The 26,964-nt window shown below is 64.8% G+C and carries 23 protein-coding genes; 7 read left to right on the forward strand and 16 right to left on the reverse strand.

Going from position 1 to position 26,964, the window contains the following annotated elements:
• Window positions 1-12: 12 nt before the first annotated feature.
• The 3 genes from BUE42_RS10155 to BUE42_RS10165 are packed head-to-tail and all read right to left on the reverse strand — an operon-like array spanning window position 13 to window position 4,747.
• Window positions 13-738, reverse strand: coding sequence for a DUF6988 family protein (locus tag BUE42_RS10155; RefSeq protein WP_073464890.1), 726 nt, complete (start codon window positions 736-738; stop codon window positions 13-15).
• A complete protein-coding gene (locus BUE42_RS10160) occupies window positions 735-1,499 on the reverse strand; it encodes a DUF4391 domain-containing protein (RefSeq protein ID WP_073464892.1) in 765 nt (254 codons plus the stop codon). Before BUE42_RS10160 ends, BUE42_RS10155 begins: the two co-directional genes overlap by 4 nt.
• A complete protein-coding gene (locus BUE42_RS10165) occupies window positions 1,496-4,747 on the reverse strand; it encodes a helicase-related protein (protein ID WP_073464894.1) in 3,252 nt (1,083 codons plus the stop codon). The genes BUE42_RS10160 and BUE42_RS10165 overlap by 4 nt, the downstream gene beginning before the upstream one ends.
• A gap of 340 nt (window positions 4,748-5,087) precedes the next feature.
• On the opposite strand from BUE42_RS10165, the gene BUE42_RS10170 reads away from it, so the two are divergent.
• The gene (locus BUE42_RS10170; RefSeq protein ID WP_073464896.1) at window positions 5,088-5,453 is read left to right on the forward strand and encodes a hypothetical protein; all 366 of its coding nucleotides are present in this window, start codon (window positions 5,088-5,090) and stop codon (window positions 5,451-5,453) included.
• Between the two features lie 15 nt (window positions 5,454-5,468).
• On the opposite strand, the gene BUE42_RS32090 is transcribed toward BUE42_RS10170, so the two are convergent.
• The 5 genes from BUE42_RS32090 to BUE42_RS10190 form a co-directional block, all read right to left on the reverse strand.
• Window positions 5,469-6,362 carry a hypothetical protein gene (locus tag BUE42_RS32090; protein ID WP_143171419.1) on the reverse strand — a complete coding sequence of 298 codons (894 nt, stop codon included), beginning with the start codon at window positions 6,360-6,362 and terminating at the stop codon, window positions 5,469-5,471.
• Window positions 6,363-6,364: 2 nt separating this feature from the next.
• Complete coding sequence (locus tag BUE42_RS32095; RefSeq protein ID WP_143171420.1) at window positions 6,365-7,435, reverse strand: trypsin-like peptidase domain-containing protein; 1,071 nt, start codon at window positions 7,433-7,435, stop codon at window positions 6,365-6,367.
• 71 nt (window positions 7,436-7,506) lie between these two features.
• A complete protein-coding gene (locus BUE42_RS10180) occupies window positions 7,507-8,550 on the reverse strand; it encodes a hypothetical protein (RefSeq protein ID WP_073464900.1) in 1,044 nt (347 codons plus the stop codon).
• The gene (locus tag BUE42_RS32100) at window positions 8,550-8,978 is read right to left on the reverse strand and encodes a hypothetical protein (RefSeq protein ID WP_143171421.1); all 429 of its coding nucleotides are present in this window, start codon (window positions 8,976-8,978) and stop codon (window positions 8,550-8,552) included. The genes BUE42_RS10180 and BUE42_RS32100 overlap by 1 nt, the downstream gene beginning before the upstream one ends.
• Window positions 8,979-9,625: 647 nt before the next feature.
• On the reverse strand, window positions 9,626-10,156 hold the full coding sequence (locus tag BUE42_RS10190) for a CHAP domain-containing protein (protein WP_073464905.1): 531 nt from the start codon (window positions 10,154-10,156) through the stop codon (window positions 9,626-9,628).
• A 216-nt stretch (window positions 10,157-10,372) separates the two neighbouring features.
• Between BUE42_RS10190 and BUE42_RS32105 the strand changes: the two genes are divergently transcribed.
• The gene (locus tag BUE42_RS32105; RefSeq protein WP_143171422.1) at window positions 10,373-11,368 is read left to right on the forward strand and encodes a hypothetical protein; all 996 of its coding nucleotides are present in this window, start codon (window positions 10,373-10,375) and stop codon (window positions 11,366-11,368) included.
• Between the two features lie 99 nt (window positions 11,369-11,467).
• Here the strand turns inward: BUE42_RS32105 and BUE42_RS10200 are convergent, their stop codons facing one another.
• Window positions 11,468-13,090 (reverse strand): recombinase family protein, encoded by a 1,623-nt coding sequence (locus BUE42_RS10200; protein WP_073464908.1) that lies wholly within the window; start codon window positions 13,088-13,090, stop codon window positions 11,468-11,470.
• A 248-nt stretch (window positions 13,091-13,338) separates the two neighbouring features.
• Window positions 13,339-14,370: a LysR family transcriptional regulator gene (locus BUE42_RS10205; protein ID WP_083614030.1), complete on the reverse strand. Its 1,032-nt coding sequence runs from the start codon at window positions 14,368-14,370 to the stop codon at window positions 13,339-13,341.
• 161 nt (window positions 14,371-14,531) lie between these two features.
• Here BUE42_RS10205 and BUE42_RS10210 point away from each other — a divergent pair, with 161 nt between their 5' ends.
• The 5 genes from BUE42_RS10210 to mddA all read left to right on the forward strand — a co-directional run bounded on the left by BUE42_RS10210 (window position 14,532) and on the right by mddA (window position 20,000).
• Window positions 14,532-15,326: an SDR family NAD(P)-dependent oxidoreductase gene (locus BUE42_RS10210; protein ID WP_073464913.1), complete on the forward strand. Its 795-nt coding sequence runs from the start codon at window positions 14,532-14,534 to the stop codon at window positions 15,324-15,326.
• A 136-nt stretch (window positions 15,327-15,462) separates the two neighbouring features.
• Complete coding sequence (locus BUE42_RS10215) at window positions 15,463-16,065, forward strand: porin family protein (RefSeq protein ID WP_073464916.1); 603 nt, start codon at window positions 15,463-15,465, stop codon at window positions 16,063-16,065.
• A gap of 304 nt (window positions 16,066-16,369) precedes the next feature.
• Complete coding sequence (locus tag BUE42_RS10220; RefSeq protein WP_073464918.1) at window positions 16,370-17,029, forward strand: TetR/AcrR family transcriptional regulator; 660 nt, start codon at window positions 16,370-16,372, stop codon at window positions 17,027-17,029.
• Complete coding sequence (locus BUE42_RS10225; RefSeq protein WP_083614032.1) at window positions 17,026-19,197, forward strand: alpha/beta hydrolase; 2,172 nt, start codon at window positions 17,026-17,028, stop codon at window positions 19,195-19,197. The genes BUE42_RS10220 and BUE42_RS10225 overlap by 4 nt, the downstream gene beginning before the upstream one ends.
• A gap of 44 nt (window positions 19,198-19,241) precedes the next feature.
• On the forward strand, window positions 19,242-20,000 hold the full coding sequence (gene mddA / locus BUE42_RS10230; RefSeq protein WP_073464920.1) for a methanethiol S-methyltransferase: 759 nt from the start codon (window positions 19,242-19,244) through the stop codon (window positions 19,998-20,000).
• On the opposite strand, the gene BUE42_RS10235 is transcribed toward mddA, so the two are convergent.
• From BUE42_RS10235 to BUE42_RS10260, 6 genes are read right to left on the reverse strand one after another with little or no spacing between them, the layout of a single operon-like run.
• Window positions 20,001-20,540 (reverse strand): response regulator, encoded by a 540-nt coding sequence (locus BUE42_RS10235; protein ID WP_073464923.1) that lies wholly within the window; start codon window positions 20,538-20,540, stop codon window positions 20,001-20,003.
• Window positions 20,540-21,880: a response regulator c-di-GMP phosphodiesterase, NosR family gene (locus tag BUE42_RS10240; RefSeq protein ID WP_083614033.1), complete on the reverse strand. Its 1,341-nt coding sequence runs from the start codon at window positions 21,878-21,880 to the stop codon at window positions 20,540-20,542. Before BUE42_RS10240 ends, BUE42_RS10235 begins: the two co-directional genes overlap by 1 nt.
• A gap of 10 nt (window positions 21,881-21,890) precedes the next feature.
• Entirely contained in the window at window positions 21,891-22,835 is a 945-nt protein-coding gene (locus tag BUE42_RS10245) for an ATP-binding protein (RefSeq protein ID WP_073464925.1), read from the reverse strand.
• Window positions 22,836-22,843: 8 nt separating this feature from the next.
• Window positions 22,844-23,692, reverse strand: coding sequence for an HDOD domain-containing protein (locus BUE42_RS10250; protein ID WP_083614034.1), 849 nt, complete (start codon window positions 23,690-23,692; stop codon window positions 22,844-22,846).
• Complete coding sequence (locus tag BUE42_RS10255; RefSeq protein WP_073464927.1) at window positions 23,689-23,877, reverse strand: hypothetical protein; 189 nt, start codon at window positions 23,875-23,877, stop codon at window positions 23,689-23,691. Before BUE42_RS10255 ends, BUE42_RS10250 begins: the two co-directional genes overlap by 4 nt.
• Window position 23,878: 1 nt before the next feature.
• Entirely contained in the window at window positions 23,879-26,836 is a 2,958-nt protein-coding gene (locus tag BUE42_RS10260; RefSeq protein ID WP_159445396.1) for an EAL domain-containing protein, read from the reverse strand.
• Window positions 26,837-26,964 lie beyond the last annotated feature (128 nt).

Here is a 26,964-nt window from a genome sequence, read left to right on the forward strand (position 1 = left end):
TCTTCTTCGACTTCAGTGTTCTTGGGCTTGACCCACGGTGCCATCGGCGTGTGCTTGGGTCTGCAGGGGCGGCGGCAGATCAGCGGCAAACTCAACTTGGAGTCTGCCGACGCGCCGGACCATGGACTGGCTACCAGCCAGTACGGCCAGCATCATGCCAGCCATCAAGAGCAGGCCGTTGCAGTTGCGCAGGGCGCCGATCACAAGCGGCTCAGGAAAGCCCTGTGCACGCCGGTGTAGAGCGTGGATGCCCCCGTGCACGAAAGAGTTCAGCGCGGCTGCGTTGTTGTCCTTGAAGGCCTGCAGGCCGAGCAGTGGCTGCGCCGCGGTTGGTTTGTCGGCCAGTTGTTTGAGCATGTCGGCCAGCATTGGGAGCCTGCTGGCCGCGGCCTCGGTCTCCTTCGATAGGGGGGCGGCGAGCTTTTCCACAGCGAGGTCCGTCGCAGCGTAGAGCAGCCACACGGCGCGCGTCAGCGCTTCATGCTGCAGGCGAAGCAGGCTGAGCGCCGCCGTCGGCAGCGCTTGAGCTACCAGCACGCGGAGCGCTCGGCCATGCTCCAGCGCCACGCATGCGGCACTGACGCTGGCGTTGATGCGCGCGGAACCGTCGTAGGGGCGGTACTGCTCGGCGGCGATGGCCGCCATCAGGGCTTCATCCAGCTGATCCGCTCGGGCCAGCGCCCGGCCCGGCGTGTCCAGTTCCGGGTCGCCGTCGTGCGGGGTTGCGGCTTGCGTCATGCCGACTCCTCAGACAGCGTGCGCTGCAAGGCCCGCAACTGGCTCTGCGCGGCATGGATCTTTTGGTTGAACGCCACTTGTCGGGCGATCTGTGTTTCCTTCTCGGCCTGGCTGCGCAGCTGTGCGATCTGCGCCTTCAGCTGCCGGCAGTCCTGCAGGGCGGCGTGCCGTGCCGCGGACTGCTCGCGCGTCAGGCTGGGAAGGAAGCGGCCAGTTTCCTGGGCGACGTCCAGCGCGCTCACGGTGTCCAGCCAGCCTTGGTAAAGCGCGAACAGGTCGGCCTGGGGCTGTTTGGCCAGCGCCACCGCCGCGTAGAAGTCGGCCCCGTGCCCTTCGTCTGGCAGCAAGACGGAAAGGACTGAGCCGTCCAGCACCGTCTTATCCGCTTCGTTCTGGGACTCGCGGATGTGCGCGAGCGACAGGCTGACGCCGAGGTCGTAGCTGGTGAGCAGCAGCACCGGGTAGGGCACGGCACGATGCAGCAGCTCGGCCAGGCGGCCCGGCTTCGTGCTCGGTTTCAGCTTCATGCTCAGCACCGCCACCTCCAGGTACTCTCGCTGCTCATCCTTGAAGGACGGCACGGCGATCAGATGGGGTTTGAGGGACGCCAGCCACTGGACCTCGTCCACCCCGTCCTGCACCTGGCGCTTGTCGGCCGCGGTGGCGGCACCATGCTCGGCCAGTAGTTTCTTGGGCACGCGCCGGCCGACCCGAGTGGCGTCGGGCAGACCGAGAGCCCGGATCAGCGCATCGGCACTCATGCCGCCGTCGTGCTTGCTGCAGCTCCTGCGGTGGCGGCAGAACCTGGCAAGACAACCAGGTAGGCCAGCACTTCGAAGTCATTCATGCCCGCGAATTCGCCGCGTATGGCATGAGTGCCGCCCTGCGCGAATAGGCTGGCGACCGCGCGCTCCTCGCCTTTGCCCACGATCGAGCCCACCGCGGTGGCGAGCAGGTCTTGGGCGTGGCGCATGTCAGAGAACTGGCGCGTGCTCTTGGCATGGCGGGCGACAGCGCCTGCGTCAGGCAGCTCTCGCCCCATGCTCAGGCGCTTCAAACGGTCCAGTGCGTGCTTGGCCTGCGTGTAAGACAACAGCACGGTGCCGTGCTCGCCGATGTGCGCCAGGTAGATTGGCGCCAGCGGGTAGTTGGGGTCGACGGCTTTCTCGGCTGCGACGCCCTCGGCGCGAAGGCAGAAAAGCATGCCGGGCGGGATGTCAGCTTCGTGCGTGGTGGTGACAGCGCACGCGCCCATGGGCATGCTCTCCAGCTTGCCTGGATGGGCCTTCAGGTAGCGCGCCAGGTCAATGCGGTAGTCGGTGAGGGTGAGGTCTGTGATGGAGACGCCGCTGGACAGGTCTTCGAGGTCAATCACGGCGTCCTGCAACTTCAGCAGCTGCTTGCGCCTGTACTCCAGGTCGTTCATCGGGTCGCCAGACTGCTGCTCGATTATGTTCTCTTCGCCCGTAGCAGAGACATCCAGCAACACCATGCGGCCACTCACGCGCTGCTCCAGGTTGATGTACTCCTCCAACTCCATGTTGGGCCAGAAGTTGACGAGCTGGATGCTCGTGTTGGGCGAGCCCAACCGGTCCACCCGGCCGAAGCGTTGAATGATCCGCACCGGGTTCCAGTGGATGTCGTAGTTCACGAGCCAGTCGCAGTCCTGCAGGTTCTGGCCTTCGCTGATGCAGTCGGTGGCGATCAGTAAGTCAAGCTCGCCCTCGCGCGCCAGGCTGGCTGGGCGCTCTTTGGACAGAGGCGAGAAGGCCGTGAGGATCGAGGTCAAATCCTTCCGCAACCCGGGCAGGGTAGACCGGTTTCTTCCGGCGCCAGTGACTAGAGCAGCTTCGATCTGTAGATGGGTCTTGGCCCAATTGGCCAAGTGGTCGTATAGGTACTCGGCTGTGTCGGCGAACGCGGTGAAGACAATGATCTTGCGATTGCCTACGTTGATCGGATTGCGCACCTTCTCCGCGATCAAGTCGCGCAGCTTGCCGAGCTTGTCGTCACGGGTGGCATCGACTTGAAGTGCAGCGGCGTTGAGCGTCGCCAGCCGGTTTCGGTCTTCGGTGAGATCCTGCCGCCAGCGGGTGAGGTCGATGTCGCTGAGCAGCACCTTGACTTTGCGGCCAACCAGCAGAGTTTCGAAGGCGGGATCGTCCACATCGACATCGGCAATGTCGATCTCCTCGAACTCGTCTTCTGCGCCAGCGGTGCCGGCTTGGTATGCCTGCAGGCGTGCAAGGGTCTCGTCGACATCCTTGAGTTGGCGCCCCACGGTCAGAGCGAACGAGAACACAGAGCTTTCCATCCGCTTGAGCAGATTGACTCGCATCAGGTGGATCAAGCTCTCGTCGCGATCGACCTGCCGGAAGATGCTCTCGCCGCCGCGGATGGCTGTGCTGTACTTGGCGTCGTAGCTGGCCAGCTTGTCTTCCTTGACGTAGCGCAGCGGCGCGTAGCTGGCCAGCTTAAGCCGGCGGATCTCGAAGTTGATCTCCTTGATAGACTGAAACTCGCCGGCCATGTCTACGTCAGCTTTGATGTTAACGGGAGGTAGGCGGCCGGGAAACCGGCCGGTTTCCGCGGTGCCGTAGTACTTCTCGATGTGCCGGCGCGAGCGCGCGATAGTCAGGTGGTCCAGCAGCGCGAAGTAGTCGAAGCCCAGCATCTCCACCAGCAGATGAGGCGTGCGTTCATCTTCGGGCAGCTCCAGCCAGCGGTTGAAGGCCTTCTGCGCGCGGCGCGTGGTGCTGTCAATGCTGGCGATGCCGTGATCAAAGAGCGCAGTGTCGTCGCCCTCAGTGACGAAGGCGATTTGGTTCTTCAGGTCAGCCAGGCGGTTGTTCACTGGAGTGGCCGACAGCATCAGCACGCGAGTCTTGACGCCCTCGCGGATGATTTTGCGCATCAGCCGGTCGTAGCGCGTCTCGGAGCCTTGCTTCGGGGCCTTCTTGTTTCTGAAGTTGTGCGACTCGTCGATAACGACGAGGTCGTAGTTTCCCCAGTTCACATGTGCGAGGTCGATATCGCCCGAAAAGCCGTCGTCGCGCGACAAGTCGGTGTGGTTGAGCACGTCGTAGTTGAAGCGGTCTGACGCAAGGACGTTGCGCTGATCGTTGGCCTTGTAGATGCTCCAGTTGTCACGTAGGCGCTTCGGACACAGCACCAGGACGCGGTCGTTGCGCAGCTCGTGGTACTTGATGATCGCGAGTGCTTCGAAAGTTTTTCCAAGCCCCACACTGTCGGCAATGATGCAACCGCCAAATCGGTCCAGCTTGTCGATGGCGCCGACGACTCCATCGCGCTGGAATCTGTAGAGCTTCTTCCAGACGACGGTGTCGCGGATGCCGGTGGCTGATTTGACGATGCGTTCCTCATCCATGTCCTCGCTGTCAGCTTTGAACAGGTGGTACAGCATCGTCGCGTAGATGCTCGTCGGGTCTCGGGAAGCCGCCAGTCCGTCCAGGACGTCCAGAATCGCCGTCTTCGCCTTGGCTTGATGACCCAGGCTATCCCATTGGAGGTCGAACCAACGAGCCAACAGCTCGGCTTCGTGGGTCGTTTCCGATGCCTGGATGAAGCTCAGCGGGTTGCCAGGGGTGATGCCAAGTCCGTCTGTAGACAAGCCGAAGGATCCGTGCACCGCTCGCCGAACCTTGCCGTCTGGTCCGCGGAGAACCGCGAGGCCTTGGGGGATGGCGCCCGGTGCGCATCGAACTTCCGCCTTGCCACGGAGCCACTCGGCGAACTGCCTTGCTAGGGTTGGTGCTTGCAGCCGATTCCGTGCCGGGCGATCGGCTGCATTGCCGAGAGGGTTGAAGTCGGAGGCGTCAGCGGGAATCACCAAGCGCGCGGCGCGGAGTTTGTTGGCGCCCTCATGAAGGGCTTCAAACGCGAAGAGCGACCCTGACGCCGTCATGAGGTCAAGCTGGTTGCCGGAAGCGAGTTCCGACAAGATCAGGTCTACCACGCGGTCGGTTCCAGCATTTCGGATGAGGTTCATCGTGTCTACTCCCTCCAGCAATTTAACCGATTAGTTGAGGCCATTGAGGGGGGGGTTGCCATCAAGGACGGTGATGGCTCGGCTGAGCTGTTGCGCTCGCGAACTGCGAAGTGGAGCTGTCAAGCCACTGCGGAGCTTCACGTTGCCATATTCGGCGTCCGATGCGGAAACGGAACGCCTACTAAAATTGAATGCTTTTCGCCTTGAGGCTGCTGAGAAGACCTATCCATCGATTGCGTCGGCAAGGCCTGTCATTCCTCATCAGAATGATGGAGGACAGCAGCTTGCCTAGCGCATCAAAGAATCCTACATTGGCTCAATACCCGAGAGGAGCGCAACCATGAAGCAGGGAATCATCGCGAAGTGGACACCCTTCGTGCTCGTCGCCTTGGCGGGCATTGGAGCTGCCCAAGCACAGCAACACGCTGAGCTGCTGAAACAGGCGCTTGTGGAGTCGGCCAAGGGCAACTGCCCGCCGTCACTCATGAGCCCGATGTTGCGGGGCGCGTGCGAGAGTCAGATGCCTAATCTGAAGCAGATGCTAGCCGCGAAGGGCTCAATCACCGGGACTGAGTTCATGGGCATGCAAGCGTCACAGATGGGCCCGGCCGAGGTTCACAAAGTGAACTTTACTTCCGGCACCATGATGTGGATGATCAACACGGGGCCGGATGGAAAGATTCTGGTGCTGTGGACACCGGGCTGAAAGGCGAAACGTCCGTCACGGGACGATATCGACCAATAACCATGATCCATTTCGTTGTTTTCGCAGGGCTGCGCCCATTAAGAGTCCATTGCCATCAGTGGTGAGCACGAAGAATCGCTGGACGAGCACGTCTCCGCCACCTAGCAGAATGGGACCCGCTGCTCCATTTACCGAAGCAAGCGACAGCGAGTAGGCCTGCGCCTTGTCAGTCCTGATCACATTGGGCATGAGCTGCCTGTGTTGCGCGGCAAGTGCACAAAGCGCGTCCCTTGGGAAGCGCTTTATGAATCCCGCATCCACAGAACGCAGCAGGAACTCGTCGCACTTACCTTCAATTAAAGGTCGAATTAACGGCACGTACGCCTCGCTGGCCTCCGCGGAATCGAGTTGCGCTTGGTAGGAATCGCGGAACTCCGCCGCCGCAAGAATCCCCGTGAGGGCCCCTGCCGAAAAGACGCCACCGTCCCGGAGAACGAATTCGGTCTCGAAAGTCGATGGTGGGGTCCAAGGGTCCCTGCAGTCTGTCGTGCAGCTCACGTATTTGCCGCTGAGGCGCTGAGTGCCGCTTCCCATCGGCTCTCCGTGGACCTGCCACCAGTCTTGGCGTAGCGTAAACATAGGGCTCGCTCCCGCCCCCGGCAATCGACAGCCTAGGTCCGCGATCCACCAGCGGCGTTCAAATCTGCGAGTCAGGGTGCCGTCCACCGTGTTGTTAAGGCCTCCTGACAGTTGGAATATTGCGGTTACTGACTCAACATAGCGGCACCCGGGTGATGCCTCTTTGATCGTCAGTTCTCGCGCTTCCCACACTCCGACGTGTGGGCTCTGCGCCAAGGCTCCTGTGTTCAGCATCAGGGCCGCGACTACAGCAGCGAGCAGGCGAAATCGGTCGGCTTTCGTGTTGTCCACAGCTATCTCTCCATGTCGAGTGAGAAACTCTGTCCGTCGACGAGCAAGACGCCCTGCAGCCTGCGTGGCGCCAACGTCAAATTCCCGGTCGCCACGGAGCCGCTCAGAGTTCGCATCTGCGCTTGCAGAGTTGGTGGCGTGCCAATCAGGAGCCCGGTGAAAGCTCCGAACTTGGACTGACTCAAGCCTTCGATGGTCCATATGCCCCCGCGGGCGGCGACCATTGCATACCCGTCGGTTTTTGACATCCACGCACCTGACGGGTCAACGTAGCACCGTACAGCGAGATGCTGCTGCGGCTCGCGCGGCAGGTTGACCTGTGGCGGGTCGCAAAGCACAAACAACTGGGGTGACACCAAGGTGTTTATGCCCGACATGGTGTTCACGCAATTGGCCGCATCGCGCTTAACGGTACCGCCTGGTCCATTTATGTCCGGCAGAGCCATGCTCTCGGCCGCGGCTGTGAGGCATAGGCGCACCGCAACATTCGGGAGCGGCGCAGGCAGCAGCTCCCAGGGTCTGCCGGCATTGAGCGCTGCTTTGCGGACAATTCCGATTGACACGACGCGGTCCCCCTCGCTCTTCTGATACATGCCGACAAAGCCCTCGGCAGACGCCACTGGCCCTCCTGACTGGCCACTTTGGCCCATGCCCGCGGCAATCTCTATGACAGGAAACTGAGGAGTACCGGAGACCTTGCCAGTACCGCTTGGGCTGTAGGCGATGAGGCCAGGCATGCCAGCTATGCGTAGCGACTGTCCAGGGGTGAGTTCGTTCACCTGGACGTTGGATCGCCAGAAAAGCGCAGTGGTCATTTGGGCGAGTGGCGCCCGGACCCCGATGAACGCAATGTCGTTACTGGCCGGATCAGGCGGCTGCTCTGGAGAGAACCAAGTGGGCACCCCTCGGACCTGCACCTGAATTCGCGACGCTGGTTGCGGCGGCGTGCGATTTCGGTGGGGAAAGACGACGTGCGCGGCCGTCGCTATCCATAGCACGTCACCGACTCGGCCGATGATGAAACCCAGTCCGTGCTCCGCATCAGCCTCCACCAGGACAACGTTGTTGAGCATCTGCTCTGCGGCAAATGACTCGGGCGCACCGAGCCCGAGCTGCGCTCGCGCGACCTCAGAAAGGCATACGATCAACGCGCCAAGAACCCGAAGTACCTGCCGAGAGCCCATAACAACCCCACTAAACCGGTAACGAGTCCGAATACAGCGGTCGCGAGTGGGGACTTCGTAAACCACTCTAGCAAGCTGGGCTCGAGGGAGGCCGAACCTCCCTCTGGCGTGGGCGACACGCTAATCAGACGGTTGACGTTGCCGGAGAAAACGACCCGCATCACCGGTGCCGGGAAGACGAATATCCAGCCGCGCGCGACACTATCCAAGGAGAGCATCTCGGTGTCCTGAAGGTCCGTCGCGCGATTGACCTGCGGCATACGCAGCTTGCCCGAGACGATCGATGGTGTGCGCATGTCGGCAAAGCCTCGAGCTGGATCGCCCGGCTGCCGCCGATAAAGGTCGATGCTCTCGACGCTCCCAGAAAGCGCATAGTTGGGTGGGAAATCACCACAGATCGTGACTGTCGTTCCTGGCTTCGCGCGCAGTTCCATCGGCCTGGGCAATTGCCCTGGCGCCTTTGCCGGATGCAGAATGAGCAAGTCAAGTCCAAGCTCCACGCTTGCCTTGGGGGCTCGCTGTGCGATTGGAATCTGAATTTCGAAGCACGAGGCCCGCTGCTCTAGAACGACTGTGGTCCCGGCAGCCACCCTCAAAGAGCTGATTGATGTCGCCGGGTCGGTGATGGCCTTCGCCTGTGCATCTCCCGCGACTTCGAGCGACTTGAGTGGAATCTCGGCATCACTTGACATGCCCGCACCGTCCGCGGCGGCGCTGACGACCAGCGTGGATAGCCGAGCATCGACCGTTACCAACGGCCCCCTTAATTTGACGATCTCCGCAACGCCGAGGAGTGACAGGGCTACCGCGGCAACCAACAGCGGCAGCTGCCATGAAGGGGCCTCGCTCGCGGGGAAGCGCCCGATCAGCCGGTCGAGCATTCGTAGAGTTTTGTCGTGCCTACTGAGATCGGCGGTTGTCGATTCCTGGGTCAGACTGGTCTCGAGCCCGACCTCGGCATCCGCGATCTTCTGCTTCAGCGCTTGGCGAGCGGGCCTTTCCATCACGGGATTTGCATCTGCAGGACATCACCCAAAGTCCGATTGCCCGGCCCCACCACTGTGATCTTGACCGCTGCCTGCCGAGGCGACGGGCCTTTGGGCAGTTTCAGCTCGAGTTGGCTTCCTGCTTCGAGATCTCTCTTCCACAGCTCTTGCGGCCCGCAGGGTTGACCATGGATGCATATCTCATAGGCGGCCTGAACTACGGCCGTAGGCGCACGCATGACCAGAACTGGCGAATCGCCCGCTTCCGGGGCGCCCACCGCCACCGGCAGATACAGCGTGCTTCCGTTGCGGTTGATCCACGCAACGAAGCCCAGATGTTCAGCCTTCAAGCCCTTTGGATGGACAGCAGCCTTCAGGTCAAAATCGATACCACTCGCCGGCGGAATGGCATCGAATCGATATGAACCGGTGGGACGCTTGTCCACGCCTATAACCCTCACGGACTGGCCATTCGAAGAACTCGCGACCTTTAGCGTTACATGGGGCTGGTCTGGGGAAAATCGCACTGGACCCATCGTGTACGACACGAGTTGCAAGACTGCCCCGTTGTCGAATGCAACTGTGCCGTCGCAATAGCCACCAGATCTTGCAACATACGGGAAATTGAGCTTCTCCGACTGCGCAAGTATTCCTCTATCACACGCGTCAGGTTGGGCCGCTGCATGGCCGCAGGTCAACGCGGCAAGCGCAAGCGCAAACGTGGGGGTGAGTCTAAAAGTCCGACGCCACGAGCTCAATAGTGACATGTCGCGCCCCGTGAGTATGGAACCGATTGGACGGTATCAGCATCTTCGCGAAGACGTCTTCCTCAAGGCAGATGAGACCATTTGTTTGAGCAAGTGACCCTGACGACGGGATCGCCTGCCCACCGTTCAGCTGTGAGCTGCAGGGCCTTCGCGCCGAGCACAACAGCGCCACTGGGCGGCCACTAGCGAGCTGTGCGGGACTTGCCGTGCCCCATCCGCGCCTACACCATCGCGTCACAAAGCGGCCGGCGGCCAATACGAACGTGCGGTGACAACTAGGCCAGCAGCGCCGAGCTCCAGGGTTGCGCCGTCCAGCTGTGCAGTGCTCAGTTGAATATTCGAATGTACGACTTGGTGAGAGTGTGGATGCGTTCCTTCGCCCATACGCCATCGCCTTCACGCTCTCCGTGCCCATTGGTGTTGCCCTCGATGGTCTTGATCTTGTCGGTCGGCGAAGCTTGATCCTCGATGACTAACCCGATGTGCGAGAAGTCGTACACGACGAAGTCTCCGGCGCGGGCGAGGCTGGCTTCTGACAAGACCTGAAAGCCGGCGGACGCCGCCCATTTCTCCCAGCCGAAGGCGCTGGCATCGCGGCAGCGCAACTTGTCTGCTTGAGCGAACGTGAGGCCCGGCCGCTTGAAGTAGGTGCTCAAGTATGCCCGCACCGCTTCGTCCTCGAGCAGCTCGCGCATGATCCAGCAGGTGAAGGCCGCGCACCAAGGCCATGCACCGGGTTGCAGCCATGTGGCGCCCTGGTATTCGACAACCCGAGCGCCGGTGTTGTTGGCCGGGCCCTCCCTGGTTCCGATCTCTTTGCGAGCGATGGAGATCAGCTTCTCGATAGCAGGATTCATGTGATACCTCCTGTGCATGGATGGTGGCAGTCCACCGTGGGCGTGCCGCATGCGCGACGCTAGTCGGGCACGCAGGCTTTGACATCCAGCAGATTGAGGAGGGCTGCAGACAGGCCTGCGCACCAACCGCGTCCGCAACACGACGGATGCTAGTTCCGACCAGGCAGGTCATGCTGCAGGCATTCGACATGTTCCGTGCAACGACAGGAGGTGCGTATGCTCACCGACATCTGCAGGCTCAGGCGCGCATTCTCGGCCGGTGCGCTCGCGACCATGGGTGTATGGCTTGCCGCGTGCGGTGGCGGTGGCGATTCGGGCTCACCGCCGTCCGCCGCACCGGTCGAAGTCCAACTTGCCCGGCAACTCCAGGCATCGGGCCTTGAGAAAAATCCGCAGTTCTCGCCAGTCATAACCGCACTAGTTAACGAACCTGCGGCGCTTGCGCAGATGGATCAACAGATCGTTCAATCAACGTCCGCGAGCTACCTCGCTGGTCGCTACACCAACACCTTCAATCGCCTGGCTCAACGTGCCAGCATTGCACGCGTCTATGTGCAAGTGAGCAGCGATCTCGCCTGCACAGCCGTTCCCTTTGGCGGCGGCGTCGCGGCCAACACACTGATGGTCCTCGACGGAAAGATGCTGGATCTGATGGCGGACGTTGCAAATGGATTGGCGATGCGGGAGAGTGGCCGCACCAGCTTATCGCTATTGCAGATCGTCGACTTGGCCGCCTCGCAGCAGATGAGCTTCTCCAGATTCTGTCAGGCGGCGGATCCGCTCGCATTCCCTGATGCGTCGTTGACACCGGGCGAACTCGATCGCAGCGTCGAACTCTTCACCCAGATGACCGGCGGCACGTTCTTCCATGAGTTCGGCCACATCTGGAACTGGCACTCGCTGGCCAAGCTTCGCGAGCAGATCTTCGTGCCGGGCGGCGGCCTCTTTACCTATACCAGCGTGATCGAGGACAACGCCGACATCATCTCGGGCATTCTGAATGCCAAGTCCGGCCATGCGCAAAGCTCGGCCGAACTCGCATACGACCTGATGGCGTTCACCGTCATCTATAGGCGAAACCCAGGCGGCTACAGCTTCGGCAACACCACGTCCTGGCAGACGCAATACCAGCAGACCTCGCCAACCTACTCCTCACTGGCCACGCGTAAAGCATTGTTGTCGAGCGGTTTCAGCGGCTGGCGATCCCATTAGGTCTGAGTAGGAGATAGCGTAGGTGTAGAGGCCAGTGCTCGACGCATCAGAGGCGAACCCCTAAGGGATGACACTCGTCCTACGCACGAGCAAGACCAACTATATGTCCGACGAAGCGGCCTCGGCATGGTCGACGTGTTCGGCGGCGATCCAGCCGCCACGCTTGTCCACGCGTAGCATTCTGCTGGTTCCTCCCTTGGCATGCAGCAAGACATCTATGTAGCCGACCGCCGTCTCTGCAGGGCGCACGCCACGCCGGTGCACGACGATGCGCTCGAAGGTGTCCGCGACGAGCTGCCGCGCAGTCGCTCGGTCCTCGTAGTGCAGCTTGTCGACGCCCTCGACCAAGGATCTCCACCGCACATCTGCCCCGTGGATGTCGGCTCTGGATGCCTCCGTGACAGCGCGTTCGGTCGCTTTCACCAAGTCCTGCACTTTGCTACGCTCGTCTTCCAGCTCACGCGCTCGGCGAACGAACGTGACCGGTGCGTCTTCGCTCTCAAGCAGCGCGCCGGCCAGCCGCTCCAGCTTGGTTTCGATGTCCTTCAAGCGGGACTTGGCCAGCGCCAGCTCGCCACGCAGCACCGCGGAGCGATCGCCGCGATACAGCGCTTGCAGGTTGACCAGGTCGCTGCAGTAGCTCATAAGCGCGCGCTCGACGGGTGCAGCCGAACACGAGCCGCTCACTGAGCATCCGTCGCCATCGTTGATCCGAACGCACTGGAGGCGACGATGCCCATCAGACAACGTGCCATCGCTTCGGCGCTTGCTGGCCATTGTCTGGCTCTTCAACGGCCCGCCGCAGTACCCGCAGACTGAAACGCCGAAGCCCGTGAGGATGGATGGAATCTCGCCGCGCACGTTCCGCCTGCTCCTCGCCGTCGTGAGTTCCTGCAGTTCGGCCCAGACCTCGCGCGTGATGACGGCCGGGTAGTAGTTGAGGAGATGGAAGGTCTCCGCGTCGAGGTCAAGGTGCTTGTCGCCGATGAGTGCGGGGTGCGCCAGCAAGCGCACCAAGTGCCCGCTGCTCGGGATGGCGTTGCTCACGGCAAGCCCGGCCAAATGCAGCTCGCGCGCGATGTGTCCGGTGCCTAATCCACGCAGGTACATGTCGACGCCTGCGCGCAGTGCCTCGGCCCGCGGCTCAATCAACTCCCACCGTCCATCGACGACCTGCGGCCAGCTCGGCGTCTTGCCGTACCGTATGAGGCCGCGATAGGTCCCCGCCTGCCACCCCTGACACTGCCGGCGAATCGCGTCCCGCACCCGTCGGCTCTTCGTGTCGCTTTCCTCGCGTGCCCGGATCATCACCAGCAGGCTGTAGACCAAGTCCATTGGATTGGCCTTCAAGCCTTCTCGGCTGTAGACCTTCCCGTCTGAAGCGGTGACGACCTTGATTCCCGCGTTGACGATGGATGCCAATTGCGCCTGCGCCTGCAGCGGCTCCGCACGCGACAACCGATCAAGCCCCTCCACCACTAGAACAGAAGAGGAGGGCACGGCTCCATTCTCTACAGCCCGCAGGAACGCCCCAAGCGCCCCTTGCTTCACATGCTTCTGGTGATAGGCCGACAGGCCCTCGTCGCGCAAGCTGAGCTGATCATCGAGCACAAGCCCGTGATCCTTCGCCCACTGCTGGGCATATGCTCGCTGCCGCTCCGAACTCGCCCCCGCTGCCTGCTTCGCATCGCTGAAGCGGATGTAGCTGTAGACCCTCGCCATTCCTTCCCTCTCTTCTTGTGAGAGGAAAGTTTACTTTCGCGGCGTGAGGCTTACCTCAATCAGGTTCGAAGGGACTCTCTCAGCCGGCTCGTCGATGGATCGACGGGTCAGCACCCCCAGCGAGGCCCGCCGGGTGAGCGGAGGGCCCGGCTGTCTGCTGGTCTCGGCCGTCCAGCGCTGAGCAGCAGTGAGCCAAGTTTGCGAGCGCCTGCATGCAGCAACGTCTCGGACCTCCAGCACTCGACGAATCACGTGCCCCGTTTCTGACCGGCTGGCGAGAGCCCGGCGTTTCGGAGGCTATCAAGGTAGCCGGGCTGCACGGCTGCCTTGCCGGCGAAGGCACTGTCGATCGCGTCCATGAAGATCCGCGTTCGCTTGGCAATCAGTCGGCGCTCCGGGTAGACCAGATGGACTTCCCCGGCGGGCAGCGGGTGCTGAGGCAGCAGCGCCTTGACGCGGCCGGCGCGCAGATCCTCTTCGAAGATCCAGGCCGGTGCGAGGCCGATGCCCAGGCCCTGGCGCACCGCGTTCACGACCGCCTCATTGTTGTTGAGCCGGTAGCGGCCACGAACGTTGATCTCGCCGCCCGCGAAGGGCCAGAGACTTCCAGTGGGCAATCGGGTGTTCAACAGGCATTCGTGTTGCATCAAGTCTTGGGGCGTGGCCGGCTCACCATGGCGTTCGAGGTATTCCGTGCTGGCAAATACAGCTCGCTCCGACACGCCAACCTGTCGTGCAACCAGCCCGCTGCTCTTCAAGGTGCCGACGCGCACAGCCAGGTCGAAGCGCTCCGCGACGAGATCGACGTATTCGTCGGACAGATGGAGCTCGACTTCCAGATGCGGGTATTTGGCGAGCAACGGCGCGATCAACGGTTGCACATGCAGCAAACCGACGACCATCGAACAGCTGACCCGCAACAGCCCCCGGGGCTCGTCTTCGTCGCGAGCCACTGACTCCGCCTCGTCGATCGTGTCCAGCGCACGCCTGGCCTCGATGTAGTAGCGCTCCGCCTCGATCGTCAGAGACAGCTTGCGCGTTGTCCGCTGCAACAGGCGCAGACCGAGGTGCGATTCGAGCGAACCGATGTGGCGACTGACGTTGGGCTGCCCGATGCCCAGTTCACGGGCCGTTGCGGAGAAGCTGCCTGTCTCCACCGATCGCACGAAGCATTGCATCCACAGAAGCTTGCCTGTTTGTCGAACCAGAGAGCCCTTCTGATCTCGTCGCAGGGGCGCGCCAGTGTGCCGTGCTGGTGTTGTTGGCTTGTCGTCGTGCATGTGTCATCCCGCTTTCGCACCGGTGGTTGAAAGAGTGCGAGGAGGCCAGTCCATGCGATCAAAGCATAGGCGATATGCGCTCGCCCTGCCTTCCAGTGGGTGTCGTGCAACGGGACACTGCATTCCTTGCTGCCAGACAGTGCTCTCCGAGAGAAGAACTCATGAGGATCGAACTCACCGGCCGAAAGGCCCTCGTCACCGGATCTACCGCGGGCATCGGCCGGGCTATTGCCGAGGGCCTTGCCCGGGCCGGCGCTTCAGTGGTCATCAATGGACGTACCAAGGAACGCGTGGACACAGCCATCGCAGAGTTGCGTGCGCTGCTGCCGAACGCCGATTTCACCGGTGTCGCCGCAGACGTCTCCACAGCCGAAGGATCTGCTTCCCTGGCAGCTCAGGCCAAGGATGTCGACATCCTCGTGAACAATGCGGGCACGGCATATCCAAAGGGCTTCTTCGAACAGAACGATGCCGACTGGCTCGACCTGTACCAACTCAACGTCATGAGCGGCGTTCGCGCATCACGGCACTTCATGCCGGGCATGATCCAGCGAGGGTGGGGTCGCGTGGTGTTCATCAGCAGCGAGTCGGCCATTGCGGTTCCCAAGGAGATGATCGACTACGGCGTCACGAAGACGGCGCAGCTCGCCGTGTCCCGGGGGTTGGCCGAGCTCGCCAAGGGCACGGGCGTTACCGTCAACGCCGTCCTGCCCGGCCCCACTCGCTCCGAAATCATGAACAACTGGATGAAGGCGTCCGCGAAGGAGCAAGGCGTCACCCAGGAAGAAGCCGAGCAGAACTTCCTGGACACGACCCGGCCCTCCACGCTGACCAATCGTTTTGCGACGACCGAAGAAGTGGCAAATCTGGTCGTCTACGTGTGTTCGGAGCAGTCTTCTGGAACGACGGGTTCTTCACTGAGAGTCGACGGGGGCATTGTCCGCTCCATCATCTGACCGTCGTGCACGGGGCAAGCGGCTGGCTTGATCGATTCTTCAGAGGGGGAACACGGATTGCCGGAGTGTTCTGGTGCGCAGCAGCGGATCCGCCGGTGCTGCGGCACGGCACTTCGACACTTGACTGGAGAAGACGATGACCCACACCCTTTCGCGGCACCTGGCCGCTCGTTCGGCCGCCGCGGCGGCGTGCCTCGTGCTCGGCGCCGCCGCGCATGCCCAATCCACGTCGCAACGCTCGTCGTGGATCCCCTACACCACCTCCGGCTACGTCGGCCTGAACGTCGGCCAGTCGGACTACCGTGCCGACTGCGCACCCGGCAGCAATTGCGACGACAGCGCCACATCCGGCAAACTCTACGTGGGCGGCATGTTCAACGAGTGGCTGGGACTGGAACTTGGCTACGTGCACCTCGGCGAGGTCGATCGCAACGGCGGCGTCGTGCGCGCCCACGGCGTGAACGTCAGCCTGGTCGGCAAGGTGCCGATGGCCAACAACAGCCCCTACCTGCTGTACGGCCGCCTTGGCACCACCTACGGCCGCACGAAGAACGAGTCGCCCATCCCGGGCTACTCCGGCACGGGCACCGCGTGGAAGCCGGCCTGGGGCGTCGGCGTCGGCTACCAGTTCACGCCGCAGTGGGCCGTGGTGCTGGACTACGACGAGCACCGCTTCGATTTCCCGCGTGGCACGGACCGCGTCGGCAACTGGTCGCTCGGCGTGCGCACCAGCTTCTGAGCGCGCCTTCCCGTTGATCAACGGCACATCGGCCCCTGGCAAGTCGACGACGGCTTGTTCAAATCGTGCACCGTGATGTGCCCTGGATTGCCGGTAGGCGCCGGCGTCCCGACCGGAACGACGAAGGCGGCTGAGTTCCCACCGTACAGGCCCTCAGGGAACTGCGGCAGATTCCTGTCCGCGAACGAGCAGGCGACTTCGAGCTTGACATCTCCCATTCCTCGCCTAGATTTGAACGATCGTTTAAACCACTTGGTGGACCATGCCCGCGACGACGGCAGTTCGCAAGCCCAGGCCGGCAAGCTTGAGCCTGCACGACGGCAATGCGACCCAGACCCGCGAGCGCATCCTGGATGCGACCTTCCGGCGCCTGGTGGCCGATGGCTATGCGGCGCTGAGCGTGCGCGAGATCGCCAAGGACGCCGGCGTCAACCATGCGCTGATCAACTACCACTTCCGCAGCAAGGACCAGCTGGTGATCGACGTGCTCGACGCGGTGAACCAGCGGCTGCTGGCACGCCAGGCGTCGATGTACGACGGCGATGAAGGGTTCGCGCAGAAGTGGGCCAGCGCGCGGCGCTTCTACCAGGACGACCTGGCATCGGGCTTCGTGCGCCTGCAGGCCGAGCTGTGGGCCGCCAGCCTCTCCAACCCCGGGCTGCGCGAGAAGTTCCTGCCGCGCCTGCTGGCCTGGAAGAAGCTGGTGCTGGGTGCCGTGCGCGAGGCCCTGGCCGCGTACGAAGCCACCGGCGCGAAGCTGCCCCCGCCGTTCACCGCCGAAGTCATCGCCTGCTGGATCTCGGAGTTCTGGCTGGGCATGGAGTTCGCCGACCTGCTCGGCGTGAAGGAAGAATCGCTCGCCCACGGCGCGGCGCTCGATGCCGTCCAGTGGCTGCTGCAGTCGCTGGATGCGAAGCTCGCCGAGCCGATCGCACCCGCGCGGCGCCCGCGGAGCCGCGCATGAACACGCCGCGCCGCCCGCTGCCCGAGCGGTTCGACCGCATCGCCGGCCCCTTGCCCGAGCCCGGGTCGGTGCCCGCTCCCGACGCCTCGCCCTACGACACGGTGCAGCCGGCGCAGCAGGGCTTCGTCGACCGCGCGGGCGTGAAGATCTGGTATGCGGTGTGGGGCGACGCCGGCCCGTGGATCGCCTTTGCGCCGTCGTTCCAGGTCGTGCACAGCCAGATGCTCAAGGGCACGGTGCCCTACCTGTCGCAGCACTTCCGTGTCATCACCACCGACGGCCGCGGCAACGGCCGCTCCGATCGGCCGACCGGGCAGGCCGCCTACAGCTTCGACCACTTCCATGCCGATTTCGTGGCCGTGCTCGATGCCGTCGGCGCCGAGCGCACCGCGCTGGTCGGCATCTCGGCCGCGGCCATGACGGTGCTGCGGCTGGCGGCCGAACAACCGCAGCGTGTCACGCATGTGATCACCGCCGGCGGCTTTGCCGATTCGCTGCCCAGCGACGAGAAACTCGCCCAGCGCCTGAAAATGGAAGGCGAGTTGCTGGGCAGCGACTGGCCCGGCTACCTCGACTGGTTCATGAGCACGATCTTCAGCGAACCGCATTCGACGAAGGCCTATGAAGACGGTGTGCACTACGGCTGGGCCACCAGCGCCGAATGGCTGGGCGCCTGCCGCAACGCATGGGTGGGCAACGACGTGCGCGAGCTGGCGCGCCGCATCACTTGCCCGACGCTGGTGATCCATGGCGACGGCGACCGGCGCGCACCGCATGCCAAGGGCCAGGAGATCCACGCGCTGGTGCCGGGCTCGAAGATGCTCACGGTCGCCGGCGGCGGGCATGTCACCGCGGTGCGCGACGCGGTGCTCTTCAACCGGACGCTGCGCGAGTTCATCGCCGGGCCGGCGCGCCAGCGCACCTGGGTGCGCGCGATGGCGCGCCCGCGCCGCGCGCTGTTCATCTCCAGCGCCATCGGCCTGGGCCATGTGCAGCGCGACCTGGCCATCGCGCGCGAGTTGCGCAAGCTGCAGCCGGATCTCGCGATCGACTGGTTCACGGTCGATCCGGCCGCGCGCTACCTGGCGCGCGAAGGCGAGCGCCTTCACCCGATCACGCAACGGCTGGCCAACGAGAGCCGCCATTTCGAGCAGGTGGCCGGCGAACACGACCTGTCTGCCTTCTTCGCGCTGCGCACGATGGACGAGATCATGAGCCGCAACTTCATGACCTTCGTCGACCTGATGGAGGCCGAGCACTACGACATCGTCATCGGCGACGAGGCCTGGGAGGTCGACTACCACTACCACGAGAACCCGGAACTCAAGCGCCAGCCCTATGTCTTCCTGACCGACTTCGTCGGCTGCCTGCCGATGGAACCGGGCAATGAGCGTGAAGCCACGCTGTGCGCCGACCGCAATGCCGACGACATCGAGCATGTGGCGCGCTACCCCTACCTGCGCGACGCGGCGATCTTCGTCGGCAACCGCGACGACGTGAGCGAGCAGCGCTTCGGCCCCGGCCTGCCGGTCATCCGCGAGTGGACCGATCGCAACTTCTGCTACTGCGGCTACTGCCTGCCGTTCGATGCGCGCACGCTGGCCGACACCGAGCGCCTGCGCGCGCAGCACGGCTACCGCAGCGATGAAAAGATCGCCATTGCCGCGGTCGGTGGCACGGCCACCGGCGAGCACCTGCTGCAGCGCATCGCCGCGGCCTTCCCGCGCATGAAGCGCGAGCTGCCCGAGTTGCGCCTGATCCTGGTCACCGGCCCGCGCTTGTCGACCGATGCGTTCAAGCCGCAACCAGGGCTCGAGCTGCGGCCCTATGTGCACAAGCTCTACGAGCACCTCGCCTGCTGCGACCTCGCGCTGGTGCAAGGCGGGCTGTCGACGACGATGGAACTGGTGGCCACGCGGCGGCCCTTCCTGAGCTTTCCGTTGCAACGGCACTTCGAGCAATGCGTGCACGTGCGCCAGCGCCTGGCCAACTACGCGGCCGACCGCTCGATGGACTACGCGGCGACGCTCGACCCCGATCAACTGGCCGCGCGCGCGCTGGCCGCGATGCACGAACCCGTGCGCTACCGGCCGGTGGAGACCGACGGTGCCGCACGGGCCGCACTGCGCATTGCGCAGGTTCTGGACAACCGCGAGTGGGCACGTTGACCCGCCCGCCAACTTCTGCAGTGTTCTGCAATGGGAGACTCGACATGGCAATCCTCGCAGCCCTCTACGGCCTGGTGGTCTACCTCTTCTTCCTCGCCACCTTCACCTACGCCATCGGCTTTGTCGGCAACCTGCCGCTGCTGCCCAAGACCATCGACAGCGGAACCGCGGCGCCGCTCGTCGAAACACTGGTCGTCGACCTGGCGCTGCTCGGGCTGTTCGCCGTGCAGCACAGCGTGATGGCGCGGCGCGGCTTCAAGCGCTGGTGGACGAAGATCATTCCCGAATCGATGGAGCGCAGCAGCTTCGTGCTCGCGGCGACCGCCGTGCTGGCCCTGCTGCTGTGGCAATGGCGGCCGATCGCCGAGCCGGTGGTGTGGTCGGTCGCCGATCCGGTCGTGCGCACGCTCTTGCTGGGCGTGTTCTGGCTCGGCTGGGGCGTGCTGCTGATCAGCACCTTCCTGATCAACCACTTCGAGCTGTTCGGACTGCGGCAGGTGTGGGCGAACCTGCGCGGCCAGGCGCTTCCGACGCCGGTGTTCCACACGCCACTGTTCTACCGCCAGGTGCGGCATCCGATCTACCTCGGCTTCATCCTCGGGTTCTGGGCGACGCCGCAGATGACGGCGGGCCATTTCCTGTTCGCCGCTGGCAGCACCGGCTACATCCTGATCGGCATCTGGTTCGAGGAGCGCGACCTGGTTGCGCAATTCGGCCAGCGCTACCAGCTGTACCGCAAGCAGGTGGGCATGCTGGTGCCGAAGTTCGGGGCGCGCGATCGCAAGGGGCCTTCGCAGTCCTGATCAGTCCAGCGGCGGCATCAGCACCTCGCCGTGCGGGCCCCAGTCGACGTGGGTCAGGCCGGGCTCGATCGCTTCGAGGCGCCGTCGCTCCGCCTCGGCGGCCGTCAGGCTGCCCTGGCGCAGGCGCGTCGCATCCGCCAGCAGGTGCTCTTCGCGCAGCTCGCCGGCGCGGCGCAACGCGGCATCGATGCAGTTCAGCAATTCCTGGTCGTCCCACGGCTTCAGCAGGTAGCGAAACACCTGGGCGTCGTTGACGGCCCGCACCAAGGTCGAGACGTCGGCCGAGGCGCTGACGATCAAGGGCACGGCGCGCGGCTGCACCGCCCGCACGGCGCCGAGGAACGCGATGCCGTCCTGGTGCGGCATCCTGAAGTCGGACACGACCACGTCGAACGCGTGTTCCTTGACGCGCTCCAGCGCCAGGCGCGTGTCGCTGAACAGCTCAATGCGTGCGCGGTCGCGCAGCGGCAGCCGCAGCACGCGGTGCAACGCGGTCAGCACATGCACCTCGTCGTCGACCAGCAGGATGGATGCTTTCATCAGGTTTTCCTCATGGGGCGCACGCGCAATTCGATGCGCATGCCTTCGCGTTGTTCGTACTGCCGGATGCGGCGGATGGTGTCGGCGGTCAGCACGTGGTCGGTCGCGAGCAGCAGCGCACCCTCGCGCGAGATCATGTCGGCTGCGAGCACCATGCCCGGCTGCAGGTGCTCGGTGGTCATCGAGATCGGCGCCGGCGGCGTCGGGGCACTGGGCTGGTTGATGTGCAGGAAGACGTCGAGCACCTCGGGGTCGAACTGCGAGCCGCGGCCGTGCATCAGCAGCGTGCGCACCTGCGCCGTCTTCAGCCCGGCCGCACCCATGTGCCCGTTGAGCAGGTCGTCGTAGGCGTCGACGATCGCGAGGATGCGCGCGCCCAGCGGAATGTCGGCGCCGGCGCGCCCGTCGGGGAAGCCCTTGCCGTCGAAGTGCTCGTGGTGGGCCCGGATCAGCGCCGCGACCGGTTGCATGTCGTCCAGCGCCATCAGCGATTGCTCGCCGAGGATCGGGTGCTTGCGGTACAGCGCCAGTTCTTCGACGCTGAGCTTGGGAACCGGCTTGGCCAGGATCTCGTCGGACAGCCCGATCAGGCCGATGTCGTGCAGCAAGGCCGCGACGAACACCGCCTGCGTGTCTTCGCTGTTGCAGCCCATTGCCCTGGACAGCGCGCGTGCCATCTCGGCCATGCGCCGGCCGTGGCCGACCAGTTGCGTGCCACGCAGCTCGATCAGGTTGGCGAACACCTTGATCGAGGTCATGTAGTTGCGCTTGAGCTTGTCGTTGGCCTGCGTCACTTCGACCGTGCGCTCCTCGACCCGCCGCTCGAGTTCCGCATTGAAGCGCCGCAGCTCCTCGTTCTGCGCGTGCGTCAGCGCCTCCAGCCGCTCCTTCTCCCGTTCGAGTTCGAGCCGTTCCAGCGCTTGTGCCACCGTGACCTGCAGCTCGCCGTCGTCCCAGGGCTTGTTGACGTAGCGGTAGATCTGGCCTTCGTTGATGGCGGCGACGGTCGAGTCGACATCGGCGTAGCCGGTCAGCAGGATGCGCATGGTGCGCGGCCAGCGGCGCCGGATCTGCCCGAGCAGCCGGGCGCCGTCCATGCCGGGCATGCGCATGTCCGAGATCACCAGGTCGACCGGCGTGGCCTCCAGCATGGCCAGCGCCTCGTCGCCGCCGGGCGCGGTCAGCACGCGGTAGCGGGGATTGCGCAGCGCCCGCCGCAGCGACGACAGGATGTTCGGCTCGTCGTCGACGCACAGGATCGTCCACGGCGCGACGGGCAGCCCGGCCACCGGCGGCGTCGACGTGGCGGACTCGGGTCCGGACAAGACGGCTTCCTGCATGGGGCTCGCCTCAGGCCGCCGCGGCGTCGATGCGTTTCACCGGAACGCTGACCCGAAACGCCGTGCCGCGGCCCGGCTCGCTGTTCACCTCGATCCGCCCGCCGTGCTTCTTGACGATGCCGTACGACAGCGACAACCCGAGGCCGGTGCCCTTGCCGACCGGCTTGGTCGTGAAGAACGGATCGAAGATGCGTTTCAGGTTCTCGGGCGCGATGCCGCTACCGTTGTCCGCGATCTCGACCCAGGCCATGTCGCCCGCGGTGCCGGTGCTGATCGTGATCGTCCCGCGCTCGGCGCTGATCGCATGGGCCGCGTTGACGAGCAGGTTCATGAACACCTGGTTCAGCTCCGACGGCAGGCATTCGACATCGGGCAGCTCGCCGTAGCGCTTGACGACGTCGGCCTTGTACTTGATCTCGTTGTTGACGATGTTCAACGTGGAGTCGATCCCGGTGTGCAGGCTGACCCACTCCCATTCCTGCCGCGCATCCACGCGCGAGAAGTCCTTCAGGTCCTGCACGATCTTGCGCACGCGCTGGATCCCGTCCTTCGACTCGGTCATCAGCGCCGGGATGTCGTCCTTCAGGTAGTCGAGCTCGATCTCCTCGCGCAGCCGCAGCAGCTGCGCCGCTGCCGGGGTGCCGGCGAGCGCGGGCTCTGCGGCCTCGTAGGCGGCGAGCATGCCGAACAGCTGCGCCAGGTACTTCTCCAGCGTGCCGAAGTTCGAGAAGATGAAGCCGATCGGGTTGTTGATCTCGTGCGCGACGCCCGCCGCGAGCTGGCCGATGGAGGCGAGCTTCTCCGATTGCACCAGCTTGTCCTGGGCCTCCGAGAGCTTGCGGTTGAGTTCGGTCAGTTCTTCGTTCGCGCGCAGCAGGGCTTCGATCTGCACGGGGGTGAGCTGGGCGGCCGCGGTGTCGCCGGCCGGCGCGCAAGAGGGGGTGGACAGGTCCATGGGGTCTCCTAGACGGTCAGCGAGTCGCGCACGCTCTGCGCCTGCCGCTCGGTTCGTTCAAAGATCTTCTGCACCTGCTGCGGCGACAGCGCCACGCGCTCCCAGGCAGCGAGCGACAGCGGCGGCACCATGTCCTCGTCGAGTCCCGACAGGTCCAGCGCGTGGGTCATGTTGTCGGCCACGTGGGCCAGGTCGGCCAGGGTCGCCGACTTGTGGGCGGGCAGCTCGTGGTGGCAGCGGATCGCCTCGGCGATGGCCGGCGCGAAGTTCCAGTGCTCGGCGATCAGGCCGCCCACCGCCGCATGGTCGGTGTTGAGCATCAGCCGCTCGGCCTCGATCGCGTGGACGTCGTGCTCGGCGGCCCACGCGAGCGTCTGGCCCAGCTCGAGCGGAAAGTAGGTGGCCAGGGCCAGGCGGCCGATGTCGTGCAGCAGGCCGGCAGAGAACGCCGCCTCGCCGTCCATGTGGGTGGCCGCCGCCAGCTCCTGCGCGCAGAACGCGGTGGCCAGCGCGTGGCGCCAGAAGCCGTCGAAGTCGAAGCCGGCGCAGGCCGTGCGATCGAAGCTCGAGATCACCACCGCCGTCGTCGCCACCGTGGCCACGGTGCGCAGCCCGAGGATGTTGATCGCCCCCCGGATCGACGACACGCGGCCGGCGACGCCATAGAACGACGAGTTGGCCAGGCGCAGCGTCTTGGCGGTCAACGCCTGGTCGTGGGAGATGGTCGCGGCGAGTTCGTCGACGGCGACGTCTTCGCGCTTCAGCGCGGAACGCAGTTCGATGACGGCCTGCGGAAGCGCGGGCAAGGTGCGCACCTTGGCATGCACGGCGTCGGGGTGGAGGGTGGGCTGCGTCACGGTTGTTCCCCGAGGCGGTACTGTTGAATCAGGTGGTAGAGCGGGTGCAGGCGGCCTTCCTGCAGCGAGGCGCGAAACAGGTAGTTCAGGCGCTCGCGCACCTCGGCGGCGCCGGTGGCACGCGCTGTGGGCGAAGCGGCCGGTGGTTCGGCGGCGGGGCCGGCGGAGCGGGTGGGCTCGGACATGTCAGGAAACCTCCGTCTCGAATTCGGGTGTGATGACGAGCAGCTTGCCGCTGGCGGTCGTGTCGTCCATCGCGCGGCACACCGCGCGATGCCAGCGGCCGCGCAGCTCGACGCGCCGATGCACGCCGGCGTCCAGCGACAGCACCTGGCACAGCCCGGCGGGCAGCACCTCGTCGGCGTCGCAGCCGATGAGCGCGCCGGCATCGGACAGCAGCATCTGCGCGTCGCGGTTGACGAAGGCGATCATCCCGTCAGCATCGACGCCGACGATCGGGGTCGGCACGTTCTCGAGCACGCTGCGTGCGTTGGCGGCGCGGCATTCTTCGAGGCTCGTCTGTTCCCGCTGGCGCGTCAGCAAGCCCTCGAGGCGCTCGTTGACGAGCGCCAGTTCGTGATTCGCGCTGTGCACCTCGCGGGCGAGCCGCCGGTTCTCGTCGGCCATGTCCTTCTGGCGGAAGGCCTCGGCCACGTGGACCCGCAGGCGTTCGTCGTCCCACGGCTTGGTCAGGAACTTGTAGATGGCGCCTTCGTTGACGGCATCGGTGATCGATTGCAGTTCGGTGTAGCCGGACAGCACCATGCGCACCGTGTCGGGATAGAGCTCCTTCGCGCGGCGCAGGAACTCGACACCGGTCATGCCCGGCATGCGTTGATCCGACACGATGACGTCGACGTTCACCTCGGCCAGGCGCTGCAGGCCCTCCGCGCCGCTGTGGGCGGTGACGATGTTGTAGCCGTCGCGCCGGAACAGGCGGCGCAGCGACGAGACGATGTTCTCTTCGTCGTCCACCAGCAGCAAGGTGCGCTTGCGCTGGCCGCGCGTCAGGAAGCGGTCGGGCAGGCGGCGGTTCTCGCGCAGCATCTGCTCCAGTTCGTCGGCAGGAACCGGCTTGCTGAAGAAGTAGCCCTGGATCATGTCGCAGCCGTTGGCGATCAGCAGGTTCAGCTGGCCCTCGGTCTCGACGCCTTCGGCCAGCACCTTCATCTGCAGGCTGTGGGCCATGGTCAGCACCGCGCGTGTGATCGAGACGTCTTCGGGCGCAGCGGTCACGTCGTGCACGAACGAGCGATCGATCTTCACGACGTCGATCGGCAGTGTGCGCAGCACGCCCAGGTTGGAGTAGCCGGTCCCGAAGTCGTCGAGCGAGATCTCGACGCCGATGGCCTTCAGCTCGCGCAGCGTGCGCGCCGCATGCTCGACGTCCACGGTCAGCATGCTCTCGGTCACTTCGACGCCCAGGTGCGCCGGGTTGGCGCCCGTCTCCAGCAGGATCGCGTGCAGGCGGCGCGCGATGTCGGGTTGCTGCAGCTGCAGCGGCGACAGGTTCACGTGCACGCGCACGCTCGGCAGGCCCGCGCGGGCCCACGAGGCAGCCTGCGTGCAGGCGCTGCGCATCACCCATTCGCCGATCGGGATGATGAGCCCGGTCTGCTCTGCCACCGGGATGAACTCGGCCGGCGGAACGTCGCCGAGCTCGCTGCAATGCCAGCGCACCAGGGCTTCGACGCCGATCAGCCGGCCATCGGTGAGGTCGACCTGGGGCTGGTAGTGCAGCGTCAGCTCCTGGCGGCCGATCGCGCGGCGCAACGCCGACTCGAGCGTCATGCGGCGCACCGCATGCACGTTCGCCTGCGGCGTGAAGAAGGCGATGCGGCTGGCGCCGTTGTCGGTGTGCAGGCGCGCGGTCTGGGCGCATTCCAGCAGGCGTTGTGCACCATCGGCATCGGCCGGGTAGGTCGCGATGCCGATCGAGCAGCTGAGGTAGACCTCGGTCTGCCCGACGTTCTCGGGCAGGCGCAGGCCTTCGAGGATGGTGCGAGCCCGTTGCGAGACCGCGTCTTCGCCGTCGCCGAGCGCCGGGTCGAGCAACACGGCGAACTCGCCGCCGCCCAGGTGGGCCAGCGTCTCTTCCGATCGGCACAGCCCGGACAGGCGCGCCGCGATGGCCATCGCGAGGGTGTCGCCGGCGCCGAACCCCATCGTCTCTTCCACCTGGTCGACCTGGGCAATGCTGAGCGACAGCAGTGCGAAGCGGCCTTCGTCCCATTGCGCGGCATGGGCCGCGGCATCCAGGCGGTCGAGCAGCAGCACGCGGTTCGGCAGACCGGTCAGCTCGTCGTAGTTGGCAAGCTCCTGAATGCGTCCTTCGGCCTCGCGCTGGGCCGTGATGTCCTGCAGGATGACGACACCGCGCATCGACACGCCGTCGGCACCGACATCGACCACGCCGCGGTGCAGCACCACCAGGCGGCTGCCGTCGGCGCGCAGGATGCGGTGCTGGAATTCGAACGGGTCGCCACGCGCCGCGCCACGCCAGATCGACAGCAGGAAGCGGCGTTCGTCGCGCGGGATCCAGCGCAGGGCCGCCAGGATCGACAAGGTCCCCGGTTCGTGGGTCTCGCCCAGCAGCGCGTAGGCGCCCGACGACAGGGTGGCGCGCCGGGCCGTGAGGTCGATCTCGACCGAGCCGCTGCGGCACAGCAGTTCGGTCTGCGCCAGCATGCGGGCACGCCACTCGGCCAGTTCCCGCGCCCGCTGGATCTCGCTCACGTCGCTCAGCGTGACCAGGTCGGCCGGCCCGCCCTCGAAGACGATCGCCCGGCCGAACACCCGGCCGACGAAGATGCTTCCATCGGCCCGCACGCACCGGATGTCGTAGGCCACGCCGGCGATGCCGGCCATGCGCTGGCGGATGTGTTCGGCCACCCGCGAGATGTCCTGCGGGTGCACGACGGCCGTGGCGGTCATGCCCGCCAGCAGCTGTGCCTCGGAGTAGCCGAGCAGCTCGACCACCTTCGGGTTGACGTACTTGAAGCAGCCTTGCTGGATGACGAAGACCCCCACCTGCGCCTGTTCGAGCAGGTCGCGGTACGTGCGGTGGGACAGGGGCGTGCCGCTGCTCAAAGCTGGCGCTTCCGGCAGGGCGCCTTGCTGAGTACTGTCGGCAACTGATGACATGGTGAGGTCTCCATCTGGGCGATTCACGTGCATCTCTCGTGGATGCTGGGGGGGTTATCGACGTGAATGCACCCGGCTTGAAGCGGTCTCTGCCGGCGTCGCGACTTGCGTGCACAAGTCGACGAAGC

Source organism: Rhizobacter sp. OV335, from assembly GCF_900142965.1.
Taxonomy (GTDB): Bacteria; Pseudomonadota; Gammaproteobacteria; order Burkholderiales; family Burkholderiaceae_C; genus Rhizobacter.